The 19,029-nt window shown below is 63.8% G+C and carries 19 protein-coding genes; 10 read left to right on the top strand and 9 right to left on the bottom strand.

Annotated elements, in window-relative coordinates; all coding sequences use genetic code 11:
- Window positions 1-95 precede the first annotated feature (95 nt).
- Together NYR54_RS12660 and NYR54_RS12655 are read right to left on the bottom strand one after the other, a co-directional pair.
- Complete coding sequence (locus NYR54_RS12660) at window positions 96-2,285, bottom strand: anthranilate synthase (protein ID WP_261516026.1); 2,190 nt, start codon at window positions 2,283-2,285, stop codon at window positions 96-98.
- A gap of 200 nt (window positions 2,286-2,485) precedes the next feature.
- Window positions 2,486-3,199 (bottom strand): phosphatase PAP2 family protein, encoded by a 714-nt coding sequence (locus NYR54_RS12655; protein ID WP_261516025.1) that lies wholly within the window; start codon window positions 3,197-3,199, stop codon window positions 2,486-2,488.
- 180 nt (window positions 3,200-3,379) lie between these two features.
- Here NYR54_RS12655 and NYR54_RS12650 point away from each other — a divergent pair, with 180 nt between their 5' ends.
- Both NYR54_RS12650 and rnk read left to right on the top strand, forming a co-directional pair.
- Window positions 3,380-4,510: a site-2 protease family protein gene (locus NYR54_RS12650; protein ID WP_261516024.1), complete on the top strand. Its 1,131-nt coding sequence runs from the start codon at window positions 3,380-3,382 to the stop codon at window positions 4,508-4,510.
- A gap of 239 nt (window positions 4,511-4,749) precedes the next feature.
- The gene (gene rnk / locus NYR54_RS12645) at window positions 4,750-5,160 is read left to right on the top strand and encodes a nucleoside diphosphate kinase regulator (RefSeq protein ID WP_261516023.1); all 411 of its coding nucleotides are present in this window, start codon (window positions 4,750-4,752) and stop codon (window positions 5,158-5,160) included.
- 102 nt (window positions 5,161-5,262) lie between these two features.
- Here the strand turns inward: rnk and NYR54_RS12640 are convergent, their stop codons facing one another.
- From NYR54_RS12640 to NYR54_RS12630, 3 genes are all read right to left on the bottom strand, one after another.
- Window positions 5,263-6,942 (bottom strand): formate--tetrahydrofolate ligase, encoded by a 1,680-nt coding sequence (locus NYR54_RS12640; RefSeq protein WP_261516022.1) that lies wholly within the window; start codon window positions 6,940-6,942, stop codon window positions 5,263-5,265.
- 218 nt (window positions 6,943-7,160) lie between these two features.
- The gene (locus NYR54_RS12635; protein ID WP_341484305.1) at window positions 7,161-7,571 is read right to left on the bottom strand and encodes an AAA family ATPase; all 411 of its coding nucleotides are present in this window, start codon (window positions 7,569-7,571) and stop codon (window positions 7,161-7,163) included.
- Between the two features lie 180 nt (window positions 7,572-7,751).
- Window positions 7,752-8,876 (bottom strand): DUF2333 family protein, encoded by a 1,125-nt coding sequence (locus tag NYR54_RS12630; RefSeq protein ID WP_261516021.1) that lies wholly within the window; start codon window positions 8,874-8,876, stop codon window positions 7,752-7,754.
- A 267-nt stretch (window positions 8,877-9,143) separates the two neighbouring features.
- Between NYR54_RS12630 and NYR54_RS12625 the strand changes: the two genes are divergently transcribed.
- The 3 genes from NYR54_RS12625 to choV all read left to right on the top strand — a co-directional run bounded on the left by NYR54_RS12625 (window position 9,144) and on the right by choV (window position 12,297).
- On the top strand, window positions 9,144-10,109 hold the full coding sequence (locus NYR54_RS12625; protein ID WP_261516020.1) for a choline ABC transporter substrate-binding protein: 966 nt from the start codon (window positions 9,144-9,146) through the stop codon (window positions 10,107-10,109).
- A 152-nt stretch (window positions 10,110-10,261) separates the two neighbouring features.
- Entirely contained in the window at window positions 10,262-11,116 is an 855-nt protein-coding gene (choW, locus tag NYR54_RS12620; RefSeq protein ID WP_261516019.1) for a choline ABC transporter permease subunit, read from the top strand.
- Window positions 11,113-12,297 (top strand): choline ABC transporter ATP-binding protein, encoded by a 1,185-nt coding sequence (choV, locus tag NYR54_RS12615; protein ID WP_261516018.1) that lies wholly within the window; start codon window positions 11,113-11,115, stop codon window positions 12,295-12,297. The genes choW and choV overlap by 4 nt, the downstream gene beginning before the upstream one ends.
- Here choV and NYR54_RS12610 read toward each other — a convergent pair.
- The gene (locus NYR54_RS12610) at window positions 12,275-12,502 is read right to left on the bottom strand and encodes an AAA family ATPase (RefSeq protein ID WP_423738611.1); all 228 of its coding nucleotides are present in this window, start codon (window positions 12,500-12,502) and stop codon (window positions 12,275-12,277) included. The genes choV and NYR54_RS12610 overlap by 23 nt on opposite strands.
- A 56-nt stretch (window positions 12,503-12,558) precedes the next feature.
- Here NYR54_RS12610 and NYR54_RS12605 point away from each other — a divergent pair, with 56 nt between their 5' ends.
- Both NYR54_RS12605 and NYR54_RS12600 read left to right on the top strand, forming a co-directional pair.
- Window positions 12,559-13,308, top strand: coding sequence for a HugZ family pyridoxamine 5'-phosphate oxidase (locus NYR54_RS12605; RefSeq protein ID WP_261516017.1), 750 nt, complete (start codon window positions 12,559-12,561; stop codon window positions 13,306-13,308).
- Between the two features lie 4 nt (window positions 13,309-13,312).
- Window positions 13,313-14,125 carry a TrmH family RNA methyltransferase gene (locus NYR54_RS12600; protein ID WP_261516016.1) on the top strand — a complete coding sequence of 271 codons (813 nt, stop codon included), beginning with the start codon at window positions 13,313-13,315 and terminating at the stop codon, window positions 14,123-14,125.
- A gap of 24 nt (window positions 14,126-14,149) precedes the next feature.
- Here NYR54_RS12600 and NYR54_RS12595 read toward each other — a convergent pair whose 3' ends face one another.
- Both NYR54_RS12595 and NYR54_RS12590 read right to left on the bottom strand, forming a co-directional pair.
- A complete protein-coding gene (locus NYR54_RS12595; RefSeq protein ID WP_261516015.1) occupies window positions 14,150-15,376 on the bottom strand; it encodes a coiled-coil domain-containing protein in 1,227 nt (408 codons plus the stop codon).
- 98 nt (window positions 15,377-15,474) lie between these two features.
- Window positions 15,475-16,062 (bottom strand): DUF1134 domain-containing protein, encoded by a 588-nt coding sequence (locus NYR54_RS12590; protein ID WP_261516179.1) that lies wholly within the window; start codon window positions 16,060-16,062, stop codon window positions 15,475-15,477.
- Window positions 16,063-16,381: 319 nt separating this feature from the next.
- On the opposite strand from NYR54_RS12590, the gene chpT reads away from it, so the two are divergent.
- Both chpT and NYR54_RS12580 read left to right on the top strand, forming a co-directional pair.
- A complete protein-coding gene (gene chpT, locus NYR54_RS12585) occupies window positions 16,382-17,020 on the top strand; it encodes a histidine phosphotransferase ChpT (RefSeq protein WP_261516014.1) in 639 nt (212 codons plus the stop codon).
- An 87-nt stretch (window positions 17,021-17,107) separates the two neighbouring features.
- Window positions 17,108-17,482, top strand: coding sequence for a response regulator (locus NYR54_RS12580; RefSeq protein ID WP_261516013.1), 375 nt, complete (start codon window positions 17,108-17,110; stop codon window positions 17,480-17,482).
- 51 nt (window positions 17,483-17,533) lie between these two features.
- On the opposite strand, the gene ctrA is transcribed toward NYR54_RS12580, so the two are convergent.
- Complete coding sequence (gene ctrA / locus NYR54_RS12575) at window positions 17,534-18,229, bottom strand: response regulator transcription factor CtrA (protein WP_261516012.1); 696 nt, start codon at window positions 18,227-18,229, stop codon at window positions 17,534-17,536.
- A gap of 428 nt (window positions 18,230-18,657) precedes the next feature.
- On the opposite strand from ctrA, the gene NYR54_RS12570 reads away from it, so the two are divergent.
- On the top strand, window positions 18,658-19,026 hold the full coding sequence (locus tag NYR54_RS12570) for a flagellar export protein FliJ (RefSeq protein WP_261516011.1): 369 nt from the start codon (window positions 18,658-18,660) through the stop codon (window positions 19,024-19,026).
- Window positions 19,027-19,029 lie beyond the last annotated feature (3 nt).

Raw genomic sequence — 19,029 nt, 5'->3', positions numbered from 1 at the left:
ACCCGGCTTTACTATCAGTTAAGTTCAGGCCGACTGAAGACGCGCCGACCCTCCCCCGGCCCACGCGCCGGGGGCAATGTTGCCGCAAGTGGCCGTCACGCCGCCTTCACCCTGGCTTTGCGCGGCAGATGCGCCACCACGTTCTCGATCATGCGCATGCCGGCATTCTGGCCCAGCGTCATGATGGACTCGGGGTGGAACTGCACGGCGGCGATCGGCTCGCTTTCGTGCTCGATCGCCATGATCACCCCGTCATCGGTCTCGGCAGTGACGGTGAAGGATGCAGGCAGGCTCGCCGGGTCGGCGAAGATCGAATGGTAGCGCCCGACGGTCACCTCGCGCGGCAGGCCGGCAAAGACTAGGCTGTTGCCGGAGATGCGGATGCGGGAGGGTTTGCCGTGCATGGGCTCGCGCAGATGGCGCAGCTCGCCACCATAGGCGACCACCAGCGCCTGCAGCCCGAGGCACACGCCGAAGATGGGCAGATCGCGCGCTCTCGACTTACGGATGGTGGCCGTGCAGTTGAAGTCATCCGGCGTGCCGGGCCCGGGAGAAAGCACCACAAGGTCCGGGTTGACGCGGTCAAAGATCTGGTCGGCGACGGGAGCGCGCACGGTCGTCACATGCGCGCCCGTCTGGCGGAAATAGTTCGCCAGCGTGTGCACGAAAGAATCCTCGTGGTCCACCAGCAGGATGCGGGTCCCCTCGCCCACTCTCGCCGCGGCCCTTACCTCGTCCGCCATATCCGTCTTCCCTGCTTCGCGAATGGCCGCCAGCATCGCGGAGGCCTTCAGCTCCGTTTCGGCTTCCTCTTCCTCGCCATTGGAGTCAAAGAGAAGGGTAGCACCGGCGCGCACCTCCGCAATGCCATCCTTGATGCGGATGGTGCGGAGCGTGAGGCCGGTGTTCATGTCGCCGTTGAAATGCACCATGCCCACAGCGCCGCCATACCAGGCGCGGGGGCTTTTTTCATTCTCCTCGATGAAGCGCATGGCCCAGAGCTTCGGCGCGCCTGTGACCGTGACCGCCCAAGCGTGGGACAGGAAGGCGTCGAAGGCGTCCATACCTTCGCGCAAGCGGCCCTCGATGTGATCCACGGTGTGGATGAGGCGCGAATACATCTCGATCTGCCGGCGACCGATGACGCGCACGGAGCCCGGCTCGCACACGCGGCTCTTGTCGTTCCGGTCCACGTCGGAGCACATGGTGAGCTCCGATTCATCTTTCTTGGAGTTGAGCAGCTTCAGGATCTGCTCTGAATCCGAGATGGCGTCGTCGCCGCGCTTGATGGTGCCAGAGATGGGGCAGGTCTCGACCCGCCGTCCCGAGACGCGCACGAACATCTCCGGCGAGGCGCCGATCAGATATTCCTGGCTGCCGAGATTGATGAAGAAGGAATAGGGAGAGGGATTGATCCGCTTCAGCCGGCGGCAGATTTCCGACGGTCGGCTCTGGCAGCGCTCGAAGAACATCTGTCCGGGCACCACCTCGAACAGGTCGCCGCGCCGGAAGCTTTCCTTCGCTTTCTCGACCAGCCTTGCATATTCGCCAGGCTCATGGTCGCTGCGCGGCGGAACCTGCGTGCCGGGCGTGAAGGGTTCCACACGGCCTTCGCGGGGGAGATCGGCGGTGGAAAAGCCAGGGCCGGCATAGTCGTAGCGGTCGTGCCAGGCCTTTGCGGCGTAATGATCGACGACGAGTATCTCGTCCGGTAGGTAAAGCACGAGATCGCGCTGGCTCTGCGGCCTTTCCAGCCTCAGCTTCACCGGATCGAACTGGAAGGCGAGATCATAGCCGAACGCGCCGTAAAGGCCGAGATTGCTGTCCTCCTGTGTATGAAAGAGATGCGTGACGGCCCTGAGCACCGTGAAGACCGAAGGCACGCGCGAACGCTCTTCCTCGGTGGCGATCTCCGTGGGTTCCGCCACCTGAAGCTCCAGAAGGCGCGCGGCACGGCCGGTGATGGTGACCTCGGCAAGGGGCTCAATCGCCGCCGCGATCGCCGGCAGCATCACCTCCCCGCGCTTGTTGAGCGCCTCGATCCGCATGGCGCGGCCGCGCGCGGAAATGGCGACGGGAGGATCGACGATGGCCGTGTCCCAGCGCGTGTAGCGGCCGGGATATTCGTAGTTGGAGGAGAAAACGGCGCCACGGCGCCCGTCCAAGGCATCGATATAGGCGTCGATGGCACCCTGATACGCCGTCTCGCTGCGGGTGCGGGTTATTGCGATTCCACCCGCCGTGACGAAGCGTTCGGCTCCGCTTTCCAGGACTTCCACGCTCATGCTGTGCTCCCTCTCAAGGCGCCGCCGGGAAGCCCGCACAAAAATGGCCGCCCGGCTGTCACCTGCGGCCATTCATCAAGTTTCAAGCGCAAACGCTCCGACTGGCCGCTGTCAGCGGGCCCACCACCAAAGCTTTGCGACAAGAACCGTTCTCATGCCGCCTCCATACCGCCGATCGGGCGGAAGCGCAACCGCATTCGTCACGGTCCGCTCGCCCTTGAGCGCCAGAACTGAAGTGCGGCCACGGCAAGCCAGGTAACGCAGGCCCAGGCGATGCCGAGCGCCCAGCCGGCTGCGACGTCGCTCGGCCAGTGGACCCCGAGATAGACTCGGCTAAGGCCGACGAGAACGGCGATGAAAAGGGCCACGCAGACCACATAGATGCGCACCCTGAGGTCATCAAAGAAGCGGACGACAAGCGCCGCAAGCGTGAGATAGGCGACCGTGGTGATCATGGCGTGGCCGCTCGGGAAACTGGCCGTGTGAACGGTATCCAGATGGTCGACCAGATCGGGCCGCGGGCGCGCGTAATACTGCTTGAACCCATGCGACACCAGCGCCCCGAGCGCGACCGAAAGGACCGCATAGAGCGCAGGCCCGTAGCGGCGCGTGACGACAAGCAGACCCGTCAGCACGCCAAGCGCCAGAATGATAAGCGCGTAGCCGCCGAGCGCCGTGATCTCCAGCGCCGTCTCCTGCAGCCAGGGCGGCCCCAGCGGACGGGAGGGATCGGCCGGATCGCGCAGAAGGAGAAAAAGCTGACTGTCGAGCGCCCGGATCTCTCCCTCGGCAACCTCATCGGCAATGGCCAGGAAAGCGCTGACGCCCAGCGCCAGGATGGCCAGGATGGCGGCCGGCCCCACGGCGCGGCGGCGCGTTTTCATGCCTTCCACCAGCCCCGTCAAGCCTTTCACTACCGGTCGGTCCTTCAATGGCATTTCGACGTCACTTACCTGCAGAAGCTTGAAAATGGAACCGGCGCGACAAATGTCTCTCATAGAATACGCCGCCCTTCATTGCACGGGCCCGCGCCGCAGCAATGAACCGGCAAAGCGTTCGCGTCTTTTTTGATCCGATGGGGAGCAGGTTTTGCCATGACGTGGTCATTCAGTATCGGGAAATTCGCCGGGACCGTGGTGCGCATCCATGTGACCTTTTTCCTGCTGCTTATCTGGATCTGGTTCATGCACTACCGCATCGGCGGCGCGGCGGCGGCGTGGGAAGGCGTCGCCTTCATCCTGGCCATCTTCGCCTGCGTGGTGCTGCACGAGTTCGGCCATGCGCTGGCCGCGCGCCGCTACGGCATCAAGACGCCGGACATCACGCTGCTGCCGATCGGCGGCCTTGCGCGGTTGGAGCGGATGCCGGAAGAGCCCGGTCAGGAATTCGTCATCGCCGTGGCGGGGCCGATGGTCAATGTGGTAATCGCGGCGATCATCTTCATCGGGCTGGGCGGCTGGGCCGGCATCGAGGAGATGATGCAGGTGGAGAATCCGCGCGCCGACTTTCTGGTGCGCCTTGCCGGCGTGAACGTGTTTCTGGTTCTGTTCAACATGATCCCCGCTTTCCCGATGGACGGCGGGCGCGTGCTGCGGGCGCTGCTGGCCACCCGGCTGAGCTGGGCAAGGGCGACCCAGATCGCGGCCAATATCGGCCAGGGCCTCGCCTTCCTGTTCGGGTTTCTCGGCCTGTTCTACAATCCGCTGCTGATCTTCATCGCCATTTTCGTCTATCTGGCGGCGGCAGCGGAGGCGCAGACCGCGCAAATCCGCGACATATCCAACAGCCTGCTGACCGGCGACGTGATGGTGACAGAGTTCGCCGCGCTCGACCGGTCCTCCACGATCGCGGAAGCCATAGACCGGCTGCTGGCCACGACGCAGAGCGAGTTTCCGGTGCTTGATCCCTACGGGCGTCTCGAAGGGCTTCTGACACGCAACGACATGATCGTGGCGCTGAAGGAGACCGGACCGAACGCGCCGGTGGTGGGCGCGATGCGCACGGACATTCCCGTGATTCACCGGCGCCAGAGCCTGATAGAGGGTTTCCGGCTGATGCAGGAAAAGGCCGTACCGGCGGTGGCGGTAGTGGACAGCGACGGGCGGCTCGTCGGCCTGCTCACCCATGAGACGATCGGGGAGATGATGATGGTGCGCGCGGCCATGCCGGACGCCTTCCGCATCCGCCGCCCGGGAGGGCGGATGCCTTTCGTGCACCGTTCTTGACATCGGCGGCAACCTGCACCACTTTTCTACCATGGTACGGCAGGAGAACCCCACCACGCGTCCGCTGCGGATGTGTCCAGCCACGGGACACTGACCCCGGGGTTCGGTGCCGTGCGCCTCCGGACCACGGGGCGCTCATCAGGCCGCTACAGTTCAGTTCGCGGCTTTCCCAGGCGCAAATCCCAAATTCTCAGAAACAACGAAAACCGGCGTTGGCCGGATACAACGGGACTGAAGCCATGCAGAAGAAGACAGGACGCAAGCCTGCGATCACACTATCCCAAACCGATCACGACCGGCTGCTTGGACTGGCGGAAGCGATGGAGGAGCGTGACCCGGTCTTTGCGGAAACGATGATTGCCGAGCTCGAACGGGCGCGCGTCGTGGAAGACGCCGCGCTGCCGAAGACAGTGGCACGCATGGGATCGACCGTCACCTATACGACCGAAGACGGAACGTCCCACACCGTCACCCTCGTCTTCCCGGCCGAGGCCGACATCACCCAAGGAAAGGTTTCGGTGACGACGCCGGTGGGCACGGCGCTGATCGGCCTTTCGGCTGGCCAGTCGATCGACTGGACCGCGCGCGACGGACGTACGCACCGGCTGACCGTGACGGAAATCCGCGATCCCGCGAACGGCGCGGAATAGGCGCGTTCAGGAACGTTCTCAGATCTGCAGTCGTGCTGAAACGGGGCCGAAGATTTGACGGCCCCTTTTTTGAATCCATTTGTGAAGAGGCTGAATCTCCTCTTAAGAAAGCCCCTCTATGTATCCCTGTTCATTGAGGAAGATTGATTGGGCCGCCGGCACCCGCGGCAGGCCCGGCATGGTCATGATCTCGCCGCAGATGGCCACCACGAAGCCCGCCCCGGCGGAAAGGCGAACCTCCCTTACCGGCACGGCGTGATCGACCGGCGCGCCACGCAGGTTCGGGTCGGTTGAGAACGAATACTGCGTCTTGGCCATGCAGACGGGCAGATGGCCGTAACCCTGCTCCTCCCACTGCTTGAGCTGAGCGCGGACCGACTTGTCCGCAATGGCGCCTGAGCCCCGGTAGATGCGCTTGACGATGGTGTCGATCTTCTCGAACAGCGGCATGTCATCGCGATAAAGAGGCGCGAATTGCGAGGCGCGGCTTTCGGCGAGCTCCACCACCTTGTGCGCCAGTTCTTCGGTACCGGCCGAACCCAGCGCCCAGTGACGGCAGACCACGGCTTCCTCGCCCTGGGCGGCCACATAGCGCTTCACCGCCTCGATCTCGGCGGGCGTGTCGGTGTGGAAGTGGTTGATGGCGACGATGGCCGGCACGCCGAACTGCTTCACGTTCTCAATGTGGCGGCCGAGATTGGCGCAGCCCGCTTCCAGCGCGGCGACATTCTCGATGCCGAGGTCCTCCTTCTTCACGCCACCATTCATCTTCAGTGCGCGCACGGTTGCCACGATGACCGCGGCGGCGGGCTTGAGCCCCGCCTTGCGGCACTTGATGTCGAAGAACTTTTCCGCGCCGAGATCGGCGCCGAAACCGGCTTCCGTGACCACATAGTCCGCGAGCTTGAGCGCGGTGGTCGTCGCCATGACCGAGTTGCAGCCGTGGGCGATGTTGGCGAAGGGCCCGCCATGCACGAAGGCGGGGTTGTTCTCCAGCGTCTGCACGAGGTTGGGCTGAAGCGCATCCTTGAGAAGAACCGCCATGGCCCCGTCGGCCTTGAGATCGCGGGCGAAGACCGGGCTCTTGTCGCGGCGGTAGCCGATGATGATGTCGCCCAGGCGTTTTTGCAGGTCGCGCAGATCGGTGGCCAGGCACAGGATCGCCATCACCTCCGAGGCAACCGTGATGTCGAATCCGGCCTCGCGCGGGAAGCCGTTGGCCACGCCGCCGAGCGAAGTGACGATCTGGCGCAGCGCCCGGTCGTTCATGTCCATGACGCGCCGCCAGGTGATACGGCGGGTATCGATGCCCAGCTCGTTGCCCCAATAGATGTGATTGTCGATGAGGGCCGAAAGCAGGTTGTGGGCCGACGTGATGGCGTGGAAATCGCCGGTGAAATGCAGGTTGATGTCTTCCATGGGAACGACCTGCGCGTAGCCGCCGCCGGCGGCACCGCCCTTCATCCCGAAGCAGGGACCGAGCGAGGCTTCGCGGATGCAAACGATGGCCTTCTTGCCGATGCGATTGAGCCCGTCGCCCAAGCCCACCGTGGTGGTGGTCTTGCCCTCACCGGCCGGCGTCGGATTGATGGCGGTGACGAGGATCAGCTTGCCGTCCGGCCTCTTCCGCGCCTCGGCGATGAATTCCGCCGAGACCTTCGCCTTGTCATGACCGTAAGGAAGCAGATGCTCCGGTGGAATACCGATCTTTGCGCCGATCTCCTGGATCGGCTTCTTTTTTGCCGCACGCGCAATTTCGATATCGGACTTCACTTCGGCCATAATCTCCTCCGGCTCCGGAAAAGGGGTGCCCTTAACGAACCCCCGCCGCACAAGAAGCATCCGCCCGTGCGGCTCCGCTGTTTCGAATCTGCCGCCTAATGCACCAATTGCGACAGCGCCACGCCAATATGTCCGCCTGCGCCGTGCGCAGCAATGGGCTTGGCTCTGAGATCAGGGTCGCACGCGGCTGGCCGATCATTATCATCCGAGCGACAGTTTCAGCGGGACGGCCACGCCCATCGCGGCCGCGGATGGTCATCGAGGACGACCGTTTCCCCGAGCTCCTTGGCGAGGGTGAAGGATATCGCATCCCGATCTGCCGCCAACGCCTCGGCCAGCGCCTGCGAATGGGTGATCACGATCAGCTGCGATTGTTCCGCCGCGCGTCCGATCAGCCGCCCGAGCGGCGCGATCAGAGACGGATGCAGGCTCGTCTCGGGCTCGTTCAGCACCAGAAGCGACGGCGGTCGCGGCGAAAGAAGCGCCGCCACCAGCAGCAGGTAGCGCAGCGTGCCGTCGGAAAACTCCGCCGCCGTCAGCGGCCTGAGCAGCCCCGGCTTGCCGCATCTGCACCTCGAAAAACCCGCTGTCGCTGATGCCGATGACGACGCTGCTGCCCGGAAAGGCATCCTCGATCGTCGCGAGAAGGCGGATGACCTTGTATAGGCTCGACTTGCCGCTGCCATTCGCGCCGGACACGACGTTCAGCCGGTCGAGCGGCAGCACGAGATCGCGCAGCGAGCGATGGCCGGAAACGGCGAGCGTCAAAAGCATTCGCGCCTCTCTGATACCCGCCGGCGCCCGACGGTCTACCGGTCGAGCACCTGCCTGAGCTCCACCAGATTCGACCGCGCACGCAGGATGTAGAAACCCATGGTGGCCAGATGCGTCGGCATGATCCAGCCATCCTCGCGGCCGTTGGAGACGATCGCCGGTGTGATGTCAAGGGCAGCGCGGAACTGTTCCTCCGTCGCATCCCACAGCGAGCCCAGCGACCGCTGTGTGACGACCTCGGAAAAGTCCGCGCGCGCGGCATGCAGCAGGCCATAATAGCCATAGAGCTGGCCATAGGCGAACCAGAAGCGGTCATCGGCGCGAGTATCGAACCAGCCGCCGTTGAAGTTCTCGGACCGCTCACGCAGGATTGCTGAAGTGGATCCCAGATCGCTGGCGATGCGGCCGAGGAACTGGATCAGGTTGTCGGCCCGCGCGTCGAACACGGCTTCGCAGCGCTCCAGCCGGTCGTTGAAGGCACGCAGCGAGGTGATCGCCGTTCGGTAGAAGCTGGGTGTAGGCGTCTTGGGGCCGAAAGGCGAAAGGCCGAAATACCAGGCATCCTCGGAGAACTGGATGCTTTCGCGCGCCTTCTGAAGGTCGCGGTCGATCTGGGACGTGCCGCGGACGCGACCGAGCGCATCGACCAGTTCCACCGCCGTGCGGCGCACGGCCTGATTAACGCCGCGCTGGAAGGAGGCCTTGTTGTCGAAGAAGGGCGTATCGTCCCAGGACAGGCCGAAAAAGCCGAGCTTGTAGAGCAGCATGGACGAGATCCATGCGTTCTGGTTGACGTTGAAGTCCGTCAGGTCGGCGGCCACGTCGGCAATGGCCGAGCGGTTGCACACAGGCGCGCCCGCGCCCTGCCCGGTTGCGGCCATCTGGCTGCCTGCCGAGACGTCGCGGCCCTCTACGCGGTAGGCCTGCACGTAGTCCGGATTGAAACCTGTCCAGAGCTGGGTCTGCCAAAAGAAATAGGCATAGAGCCCGAGAACGAGAAGAATGATCCCCCCGACGACGCAGCGCGCGATCCAGCCGCGGCGCATCAGCCAACGGCCGAGCGCTGCGAACGGCCAGGCCAGCCAAACGGCGAGCCAGCCGATACCCCGTCCGATCGTCCCGAATATGCGGGTGAAGACATCGACAATGGAATTGAGCACCTTGCGCTTCCCTCAGCGGAACGACCGGCGCGCAGCCCTGCGCCTGCAATGACATAGGTTACCGGCGGGATGGGCACAACTGTTGCTGTGAGCGGGGCAAGTTTCGAGGCGCGGGAAGCATCGCCTGTGGAAGAGCCGACGCAATCAGCCGCACCCGCCTTCGCTTTCCGCTTGCGGAGACCCTCGATTGGTGCTTGCCTTTGAAAAAGGCTTTGAACCGGATAAGAAAGACCTGACAGCAGGCACGAGAACAACAGGGGAGAATGCATGAACAAGGGAGCACGCACGCCGCTCATCAGAAGCATCGGCGCTGGTGCCAGCCTGGCCGCGATGCTTGCCGCAAGTGCGGCGGTGGCTGCCGAGCCCGAATCCTGCCGCTCGGTAACCTTTTCGGATGTCGGCTGGACCGACATCACCGCCACGACCGCGACCGCGACGGTCCTGCTGGAAGGGCTCGGCTACAGCCCCGAGGTGCAGGTGCTTTCGGTGCCGGTCACCTACGCCTCGCTCAAGAACAAGGATATCGACATCTTTCTCGGCAACTGGATGCCGACCATGGAGGCCGATATCGCACCGTACCGCGAGAACGGCTCGGTGGAGACCATCGTCACCAATCTGGAGGGCGCGAAATACACGCTCGCCGTGCCGCAATACACCTATGACGCCGGGCTGCAGAGCTTTCAGGACATTGCGAAGTTCCGCGACGAGCTGGGCGGCAAGATCTATGGTATCGAGCCCGGAAACGACGGCAACCGGCTGATTCTCGACATGATCGAGAACGACATGTTCGGCCTGGGGGATTTCGAGCTCGTGGAAAGCTCCGAAGCGGGTATGCTCTCCCAGGTGCGCCGCGCGGTGCAGGGCGAGCAGCATATCGTTTTCCTCGGCTGGGAGCCGCACCCCATGAACGCCAATATCGACATGGCGTACCTTTCGGGCGGCGATGAGGTTTTCGGCCCGAATTACGGCGGCGCGACCGTTCACACAAATGTGTGGGCGGGCTTCACCGAGGAATGCGGCAATCTCGGCCAGTTCCTGAAGAATCTCGTCTTCTCCCTCGAAATGGAGAACGAGATCATGGGCGCCATTCTGGATGAGGGGCAGGACCCGCAGGCCGCGGCAACCGCCTGGATCAAGGAGAACCCCGAAGTGCTTGAAGGCTGGCTCGCGAACGTCACCACCTTCGACGGTGAGGACGGGCTGGCGGCCGTGAAAGCGCATCTGGGGCTTTAGACCGAGTCCACAAAGTGCGGCGCGGTATTCCGGCATGTCTGCTGCGGCGTTCCCTCTCCGCCCGGTTCCGGCCAGGCAAAGAGTTTCCCTAGCCGGGTTCCCGGAAAGCAGCTTTCCCAAGCTTTGAACCTCCACTTTCAAGCATCGACCTCATGGACTTTCTCACCGAATGGATCGCCGCCCGGAAAATCCCCATAGGTCAGTGGGGCCGCGCATTCTTTGATTTTCTGACCACGGATTTCGCGCTTTTCTTCAACACTTTGGCGGACAGCCTTGCCGCGGCTCTCGACGGCATGGTGGATCTCCTGCTCTGGCTGCCGCCGACCATCGTCATCCTCGCGCTGGCGGCGCTCGCCTACGCGCTCCAGCGATCCTGGAAGCTGGCGGTGCTTGTCGTTGTGGGATTGGCCTTCATCGTCAATCAGGGCCTGTGGCGGGAGACGATCGAGACTCTGGTGCTGGTGGTGGCATCAACGGCGGTATCCATGGCCATCGGCGTGCCGGTCGGCATATGGGCGGCGCATAACGCGCGGGTCTATCAGGTGCTGCGGCCGGTTCTCGACCTGATGCAGACTCTGCCGACCTTCGTCTATCTGATTCCGGTGCTTATCCTTTTCGGGCTCGGGGCGGCGCCCGGAATGATCGTCACCGTTATCTTCGCCTCGCCCGCGCCCATAAGGCTGACCTATCTGGGCGTCACCTCCGTGCCGAAGCCCATGCTGGAGGCGGGCCTGGCCTTCGGGGCCACTAAGTTTCAGCTCCTGCGGAAGGTGGAACTGCCAGCCGCCCTGCCCTCCATCATGGCGGGGCTCACCCAGTGCATCATGCTTTCGCTATCCATGGTGGTGATCGCGGCTTTGATCGGTGCCGATGGCCTCGGCAAGCCCGTGGTTCGCGCGCTCAATACGGTGAACATCCCGCTTGGGCTCGAAGCGGGGCTTGCAATCGTCGTGCTTGCCATCATTCTCGACCGCATGGCCCGTATCGGCCGGGAGCAGGATCGATGAAGCCGGCGATCGAGTTCAGGAACGTCGATATCATCTTCGGCTCCGCCAAGGAGACGGCCGAGGCGCTCAAGATGGTGGATGCGGGCGCGAGCCGGGCCGAAATCCTTGAGCGCACGGGTGCGGTGATCGGCTGTGCGGGCGCAAACCTCACCGTGGAGAAGGGCGAAATCTCCGTCCTGATGGGACTTTCAGGCTCGGGCAAATCGACGCTGCTGCGCGCGGTCAACCGGCTCAATCGCGTGGCGCGCGGAGACGTCATCGTGCGCGACGGCGATTGGGAGGCGAGCGTCGTCAACTGCTCCGACAGCGAATTGCGGAAGATCCGCCGCGAGTGCGTGGCCATGGTCTTTCAGCAATTCGCGCTCCTGCCCTGGCGCACGGTGGCGGAGAATGTCGGATTCGGGCTCGAGCTTGCAGGCGTGCCGCCGAAGGAGCGGCATGAGCGCGTGATGACGCAGCTCCAGCTCGTGCATCTGCAGGACTGGGTGGACAAATACGCCCATGAGCTTTCCGGCGGCATGCAGCAGCGGGTGGGTCTTGCCCGCGCCTTCGCCACCGAAGCGCCCATCCTGCTCATGGACGAGCCGTTCTCGGCCCTCGATCCGCTCATCCGCACCAAGCTGCAGGACGAGCTTCTGGAGCTTCAGGCACGCCTCAAGAAGACCATCCTTTTTGTCAGCCACGACCTCGAGGAGGCGCTGAAGATCGGCAACCGCATCTCCATCATGGAGGGCGGGCGGATCGTGCAGACCGGGGCGCCGGAAGACATCGTTCTGAAGCCTGAAAACGACTATGTGCGGGACTTCATCGCCAATGTGAATCCCATGTCGGTTCTGACGGCGTGGAACGTGATGCGGGATGCGCGCGACCTGGAGCCGGCAGGCGAAGGCTGGCTGTGGCTCGACCGCAGGCGCACCACCCGGTTCAAGTTCGACGAGAACATGCTGGTGATCAGCGCGGAGCGCAACGGCAAGCCGGCGGTCTGGGTCTCCTGCGACGACCTCGGCGCACCCGACGATCCGTCGATCGTCTACTGGGCGCGGGCCGGCACGCCGCTGAGAACCGTCATGCACGCGATGCACCAGTCGCAGACGGCGCCCGTGGCGCTGTTCGACGAGGCGTCCCGCTTCGTCGGCTCCATCGGCGTGCGCGACGTGCTCAAGGCGGTGGTGCGGCGCTGAGGCTGGACGCCCACCTCGTTCTGCCGCCGGCGGCCGGAAGATAGGGCAGGATCACGCCCTTGACGATGAAGCGCCAGAAATCGTCGGCGTGAAGATGGACCGCTGGGCATTCCGAAAAGGTCGCAAGGGATTTCGCAACCGTCGTCTTTCCCGCGCCGGGCGACCCGGTCAGGATGAGAATATGCCTTGGCAGGTTGAGCGTCATGGCGCCATCTTCTATGCGAAGGGCGAAGCAGGTGAAAAGAGGCCTTTACGCTGCCCATGGCGAAAACCGACCCCTTTCTCGAGCCTGACGCCGAGGCAATCCGGCTGGCAAGAACCCTCTTGCGCACGGCCCGGTTCGGCGCGCTGGCGACGCTCGATCCCGCCGATGGCGCGCCTCTTGCCACCCGCGTGGCGGTGGCGACTGACATGGATGGCACGCCCGTCATTCTCGTCTCGGCCCTCTCGCTCCACCGGCAGGCGCTCGAAGCCGACCCGCGCTGCGCGCTGCTGGTCGGAGAGCCCGGAAGGGGCGATCCACTCGCCCATCCGCGTCTGACGGTAAAGGCTCGGGCGGAGAAGATCGAGCGTGGCACCGAAACCCATGCCCACGCCGAGCGGCGCTATCTCAACCGCCATCCCAAGGCGAAGCTTTATGCCGGCTTCGCGGACTTCGCCTTTTTCCGGCTGGAAGCTCAGGGGGGGCTGCTCAACGGCGGCTTCGCGCGTGCCTATCGGCTGAAGAGCAGCGATCTCATCATCGAGGAGCCGCTCGATTCCTTCCTCGAAACGGAGCAGCACGCGATCGACCACATGAACGCGGACCACGCGGACGCGGTGGAAAACTACGCCGTCCATCTGGTCCGCGCCGCGCCCGGCAAATGGCGGCTCACCGGCATCGATCCGGAAGGCATCGACCTTGCCAATGGCGACGAGGTGCGCAGGGTGCTTTTCGACTCCCCTCTGAAAGAGGCCTCCGAACTTCGCCCTACCCTGATCGCCATGGCGAAAAAGGCGCGCGGCGGCTGAAGACATGCCACACACGCTGATCCGCATCGACGACCTCGAAGACCCACGGATCGCCGCCTATCGTGACATTCGCGAACGCGATCTGGTCGGGCGGAAAGGCCGCTTCGTGGCCGAGGGCAAGGTGGTTCTGAACGTGCTGTTTTCCACGGCACGCTTTGCCGCCGAATCGGTGCTGCTGCGGGAAAACCGGGTGCCGGGAATGACACACATCATCGACCGCATCCCGCCCGAGGTGCCGGTCTATGTGGCAAGCGGCGATCTGATGGATGCCATCGCGGGCTTTCCCATGCACCGCGGCGTGCTGGCGATCGGCCTGCGCAGCGAGGAAGAGCCGGCCGAGGCGCTGCTTGCCCGCCTGCCCTCGGAGGCGCTGGTGGTCGCGCTGGCGGGCATCAGCGATCACGACAATATGGGCGCGATCTTCCGCAATGCCGCCGCCTTCGGAGCCGACGCCGTCATCATGGACCGAACCTGCTGCGATCCGCTCTATCGCAAGGCGATCCGCGTTTCGGTCGGCGCGGCGCTGAAGGTGCCTTTCGCCCGCGGCGGCAGCGCCGATGCGGTTGCGGACACGCTGGAAGCGCAGGGCTTTCAGGTGCTGGCGCTGAGCCCGTCGGGCAAACAGGCAATCGAAGATGTGGAGCGGGCGCCCCGGTGCGCACTTCTATTGGGCGCGGAGGGCCCGGGCCTTCCGGAAGCTCTTCTGTCCCGGCTGCCGTCCGTGCGCATTCCGATGCGTGCAGATTTCGACAGTCTCAACGTGGCGACCGCCGCCGCCATCGCCTTGCACCGCCTGTGGCGGCCGCCGACACTTTGAACCGATTACCGCGTCTGACGGCAATCAACGTTCCGCTTCGACGGACGCCTTTCTGAGAGCACGCACGCGCTCGGCAAGGCTCATGCGGCGGTCCTTGCCTTTGCCGCCGGTTTCTGCCGGCGGGCCGGCGAGCGCCTTCTCGATGGGAGAGTCCGGCCCCTGCAGCGCCGCAGCCATGCTGACCACCTCCGCGGCTAGATTGGAGATCCGCTCGCGCAGCATCTCGTCGCCCGCCTCCTGCTGGGCCGCGGCACTTGCCGCAAGCTCGGCGCGTAGCTTCTTGTTCTCCCGCAGGAGCGCGGCGAGCCGCGCCTGCAGCCGCTCCATCTCCGGCTTGCGCAGGGCGGACGCCTCGTCCTTCGGGGCTGTCGCATCGCCGCCGGCAAGAAGCGTGGAAAGCTTCTGGGAAAGCTCGGCGACCTGCGCCTCCAGCCGCACGCGCTCCTCATCCGCGTCGGGCTCCCGGCCCTTTCGCCTGCCGGCCGACTCCCTGAGCTTCTGCTTGAGCCGTGTGATCTCCGATTCCTGCCGCTCCAGCCGGTCCTCGCGCGTGGACAAATCCGTCATCAGACGCTCCACCTTGTGCGCCAGTTCCTCCACCCGCTCGCGCTCCAGCTGAAGCGCCTTGTCGGCCTGAACCTTCTCGGAGACCGCCTCGCGCATCATCCGGTCGGCTTCCTTGCGCTGGCTGCGCAATATGCCAAGCATCTCGTTGAGATTGTCAATTTCGGATTCGCGCGCCACAAGCTCGATCTGCCGGCTGCTCGCGGTGAGACTGGCTTCCTCATAGCGCCGCGACAGCTCCTCCACCTCGCGCTCGCGCTCGGCAAGCTTTTCCTCGACTTCCCTGAGCCGAGCGGTCTGCTCCCTGAGCTCCAACTCCGCGTCCTTTAGACGGGCCAAAAGATCGGCCCGCTCGGCGTTGAGCCCGGCGAGCGCTTCGTCGCTTTCAGCGCAGCGCATTTCAAGGGAATGGACCTGCTCCCGCAGGAGATTGATCTCGACCAGATCCTGCGCCGCCTTTTTCTTTACGGCCTCGGCCTTCATCTCCAGCCGCCGCATCGCCATGGCGTATTCGGCGCGCACAGCATCGATTTCGGCCTGCAGTTCCTCCCGCGAAAGCGGCATGGAGGCCTCGATGCGCTTTCGCTCATGCCTGCCGGCTCGCCGCCACAGCGCGGGCGCCGCCATCAGCGCCAGCGCGGCGGCAACCAGAAAACCCAGAGCGAAAACCAGCACACTTTGAATCACAGGGGGCACATCCGTTGACGGTTTCACTGTGCCACGGCAGGCGGCAACAAATCCAGAGGCCTGCTACCCTGCTCTTTGCCGGCTGATGGACCGCGCGGTCAGAAGGGGTTCCAGGTGGGCCGCGGCGTCACCTTCAGATAGCCGACATTGACGCCGAGACGCGCGCCCACGCCGGTGCGGATCGGCACGATGAGCACGGGTCCGTTTTTCAGGACATTGAAGCCAAGCCCCGCAACGACATAGGCCGAGCCCGCCACGCCCGCATAGCGGCGATAAAGGCTGTTTACGCTGTCGAGATTGTAGACCAAGATCATGACCCGCGAGCCCTGCGCGCCGAAATCCCAGCCGAGCGAAGGACCCTGCCAGTAGGCGGCGTGGTCGCCAGCGTTCTTGGTGTACAGGGTGCCCTCGCCATAGGTGAGCCCGCCGACGATCGCGCCGGAGCCCTCCTGGCCCAGCACGTAGCCATTCGGCAGGCCGTAGGAGGAAAAGATCTTCTCCACCACCTGGGCCAGCCCACCGGTGGTGGCACCGAAGAAATTGCTCCCGGCCTCGATGATCTCGTCCATGGTGTAGCCGTCCTGCGCGCGGGCGGAAGGCGTCGGCAAGACTGCTGCGGCACACAGCACCGCCAGGCTGAGGACGAAAAGACACGCACGCGCGCGACTGAAGAAGCTCGATAGCATCGGTCCCGTCTCCTTGGTAAGCGGCCCCGCCTTGCGCCCGGCGGCCCCGCTCCCCGACATCATGATGATTTGAGATTAAAGCGTAATCGTTTTTCAACCATTAACCTTATGGACCCGTTAAGCCTATCGAACGCTGCATTCCCCGTCCGCGGACTTCCGCCGTCTCGCATGGCCGCGTTTTGTTGCCCCATCGGTCTTCATGTGCAACCAAGAAAGCCGTGGCAGGGGACTGCGATTCGCGAGCCTTCCGCGGGCGAAGCGATACGCGTTCATTTCGCTCTGCTTGTCTGGATTGACCTATGTGGGGACGGTTCAAAACATGACGGACATTTTCTCGCTCAGCGCGCCCGACCTGGCAGCACTTCTTTGCAGCCGCGTGTGCCACGATATCATCTCTCCGGTAGGCGCGATCAATAACGGGCTTGAGCTGTTGGACGAGGGAGGCGCCGACGAAGACGCGATGCGGCTGATCCGTGCCAGCGCGGCCAATGCCTCGGCAAGGCTGCAGTTCGCCCGTATCGCTTTCGGCGCGGCGGGTTCCGCCGGGATGCAGATCGACACGGGGGACGCCGAAGCGGTGGCGTGCGCCTTCATGCGCAACGAGAAGCCGGAATTCGAATGGCAGGGCGGACGCGCGCTCCTGCCTAAGAACCAGGTGAAGCTGCTGCTGAACCTGATACTGGTGGCCAACGCCGCCATTCCGCGCGGAGGACGGCTCACGGTGGCGCTCAGCGATCTGGAGACGGCCGCCAAATTCACGATCACCGCGCATGGCCCCATGGTCCGGGTGCCGCCCGCATTCCTTCAGCTGCATGCCGGACAGCCCCTGGACGGGCCGGTCGACGCCCATTCGGTGCAGTTCTACTACACGCTTCTGCTCGCCCGCGAAGCGGGCATGACGATCTCGATCCGCGGCACGGCGGAAGAAATCGTGCTCACCGCCACCGGCACCGCTTAGGAGAAGGTTTACCACGGCTGTTTGCCAACCGTTTACCAGCCTTCATTACCATTTGGGCGATATCTCGGCAGAAAGGAAGCGGGGGCGATGAAGCGCTGCCTGATCGTTGACGACTCGAGCGTGATACGAAAGATCGCGAGGCGGATACTCGCCGGACCGACGATGCTGGTGGCGGAGGCTGAAAGCGCTGCCGAGGCGATCGATATCTGCACGCACGAAATGCCGGAAATCGTCGTCGTCGATTACCGCCTGCCGGACATGGATTCAATCGAGCTGATCGGCCGGCTGGCGAAGCTCGACCCGCAGAGGAAGCCCGACATCATCTTCTGCGTGTGCGAGTTCGAGGTGAGCCTTCTGACGCGCGCAAAGCGTGCGGGCGCGAGCGGCTATCTGATGAAGCCGTTCACGCGCCTGCAGCTTCTGGAAAGCTTCCGGGAACTGGACGCCAGGGCGGCAGCATAACGCCGGCCGCATACGGGCCGGCGTGCATAACGTGGACCTGCCTGCCAGCGTTTACGCGCTTTCGCGGATTTCCTCCGGCTCGCGCAGTACATAGCCGCGGCCCCACACCGTCTCGATGTAGTTCTGGCCGCCGGACGCAAGATCGAGCTTCTTGCGCAGCTTGCAGATAAACACGTCGATAATCTTCAGCTCCGGCTCGTCCATGCCGCCGTAGAGATGGTTGAGGAACATCTCCTTGGTGAGCGTGGTCCCCTTCCGCAGCGAAAGGAGCTCCAGCATCTGGTACTCCTTGCCGGTCAGGTGCACCCTCTGGCCCGCCACCTCGACCGTCTTGGTGTCGAGATTCACCACCAGGTCGCCAGTCGTGATGATCGACTGAGCGTGGCCCTTGGAGCGGCGGACGATGGCATGAATGCGCGCGATCAGCTCGTCCTTGTGGAAGGGCTTGGTCATGTAGTCGTCGGCACCGAAGCCGAGCCCCCTCACCTTGTCCTCGATCCCGGCCATGCCGGAGAGGATGAGGATCGGCGTCTTGACCTTGGAGAGGCGCAGGGTCCTCAGAACCTCGTAGCCGGACATGTCCGGCAGGTTCAGGTCGAGGAGAATGATATCGTAGTCGTACAGCTTCCCGAGATCGACGCCCTCTTCGCCGAGATCGGTCGTATAGACGTTGAAGCTTTCGGACTTCAGCATCAACTCGATGCTCTGTGCGGTCGCACTGTCGTCTTCTATCAGCAGAACGCGCATCTTATTCCCCTTTCCGCCGACGAGCCGCATCTGACGGGCATTCCGGCCGTGGCAGTGTCCACCTGAATCGGAAGCTGCCAGCTAATGGTTAACAAATCCTGATTCGCCCTTGCAAGCGCTAAGATCGCTTTTCAGCTTCTCTTGATACATCGTTGAATCCAAAAATTGATTCATTTCCCGTGACTCCCAGCCTGCGGCCCGATTTCCGCTTCCGGAACCGGGCCTTAAGGCCCGTGACCGTCAGGAAATCTTTACCGTGCCTTAAGTCATCGGTCTTATGATTAACAATGCCCGTAAACGAATGGTTACCGCCCGGATGGGGACTTAGGATTTTGTTTTCCAAATCCGGGCATATGGCGTGCATGGCGCGAAGGGGGACATTGATACAGGGCTGGAGTTTCGCGTCCGCGTCTTGTGGGAGTTGGAGCATGAAAGCACGAGAGAATATGGTCCGGCTGAAACAGTTTCAGGTGAACGAGAAGCGCCGCCGGATCGTTCAACTCGATGCCATGATCAACGAGTTCGACCGCATGGCCGCCGAACTGGAGGCCCAAATCGCCGCCGAAGAGGCAAAGTCAGGCATCACCGACCAGAACCATTTCGCCTATCCGACCTTCGCCAAGGCCGCCAGGCTGCGCCGCGACAATCTCAGAACCTCCAAGGCCGAGCTCCTTCAGCAGAAGGAACAGGTGAAGACCGAGCTTGCCGAGGCGGAGGCCGAACTGCGCAAGGCCGAAGCCCTCGAATCCCGGGACGCGAAGCGCGAGAGCGTCTCCGCCCGGGCGATGACCGGCTGACCT

Source organism: Chelativorans petroleitrophicus (assembly GCF_025398195.1).
Taxonomy (GTDB): Bacteria; Pseudomonadota; Alphaproteobacteria; order Rhizobiales; family Rhizobiaceae; genus Chelativorans; species Chelativorans petroleitrophicus.
This window is presented reverse-complemented; position numbering and strand designations above follow the sequence as displayed.

Coding starts and splice junctions, on each gene's coding strand:
- NYR54_RS12660 (WP_261516026.1), bottom strand. CDS start 2,285: ATGAGCGTGGAAGTCCTGGAAAGCGGAGCCGAACGCTTCGTCACGGCG.
- NYR54_RS12650 (WP_261516024.1), top strand. CDS start 3,380: ATGACGTGGTCATTCAGTATCGGGAAATTCGCCGGGACCGTGGTGCGC.
- rnk (WP_261516023.1), top strand. CDS start 4,750: ATGCAGAAGAAGACAGGACGCAAGCCTGCGATCACACTATCCCAAACC.
- NYR54_RS12640 (WP_261516022.1), bottom strand. CDS start 6,942: ATGGCCGAAGTGAAGTCCGATATCGAAATTGCGCGTGCGGCAAAAAAG.
- NYR54_RS12635 (WP_341484305.1), bottom strand. CDS start 7,571: ATGCCTTTCCGGGCAGCAGCGTCGTCATCGGCATCAGCGACAGCGGGT.
- NYR54_RS12625 (WP_261516020.1), top strand. CDS start 9,144: ATGAACAAGGGAGCACGCACGCCGCTCATCAGAAGCATCGGCGCTGGT.
- choW (WP_261516019.1), top strand. CDS start 10,262: ATGGACTTTCTCACCGAATGGATCGCCGCCCGGAAAATCCCCATAGGT.
- choV (WP_261516018.1), top strand. CDS start 11,113: ATGAAGCCGGCGATCGAGTTCAGGAACGTCGATATCATCTTCGGCTCC.
- NYR54_RS12610 (WP_423738611.1), bottom strand. CDS start 12,502: ATGACGCTCAACCTGCCAAGGCATATTCTCATCCTGACCGGGTCGCCC.
- NYR54_RS12605 (WP_261516017.1), top strand. CDS start 12,559: ATGGCGAAAACCGACCCCTTTCTCGAGCCTGACGCCGAGGCAATCCGG.
- NYR54_RS12600 (WP_261516016.1), top strand. CDS start 13,313: ATGCCACACACGCTGATCCGCATCGACGACCTCGAAGACCCACGGATC.
- NYR54_RS12590 (WP_261516179.1), bottom strand. CDS start 16,062: ATGCTATCGAGCTTCTTCAGTCGCGCGCGTGCGTGTCTTTTCGTCCTC.
- chpT (WP_261516014.1), top strand. CDS start 16,382: ATGACGGACATTTTCTCGCTCAGCGCGCCCGACCTGGCAGCACTTCTT.
- NYR54_RS12580 (WP_261516013.1), top strand. CDS start 17,108: ATGAAGCGCTGCCTGATCGTTGACGACTCGAGCGTGATACGAAAGATC.
- ctrA (WP_261516012.1), bottom strand. CDS start 18,229: ATGCGCGTTCTGCTGATAGAAGACGACAGTGCGACCGCACAGAGCATC.
- NYR54_RS12570 (WP_261516011.1), top strand. CDS start 18,658: ATGAAAGCACGAGAGAATATGGTCCGGCTGAAACAGTTTCAGGTGAAC.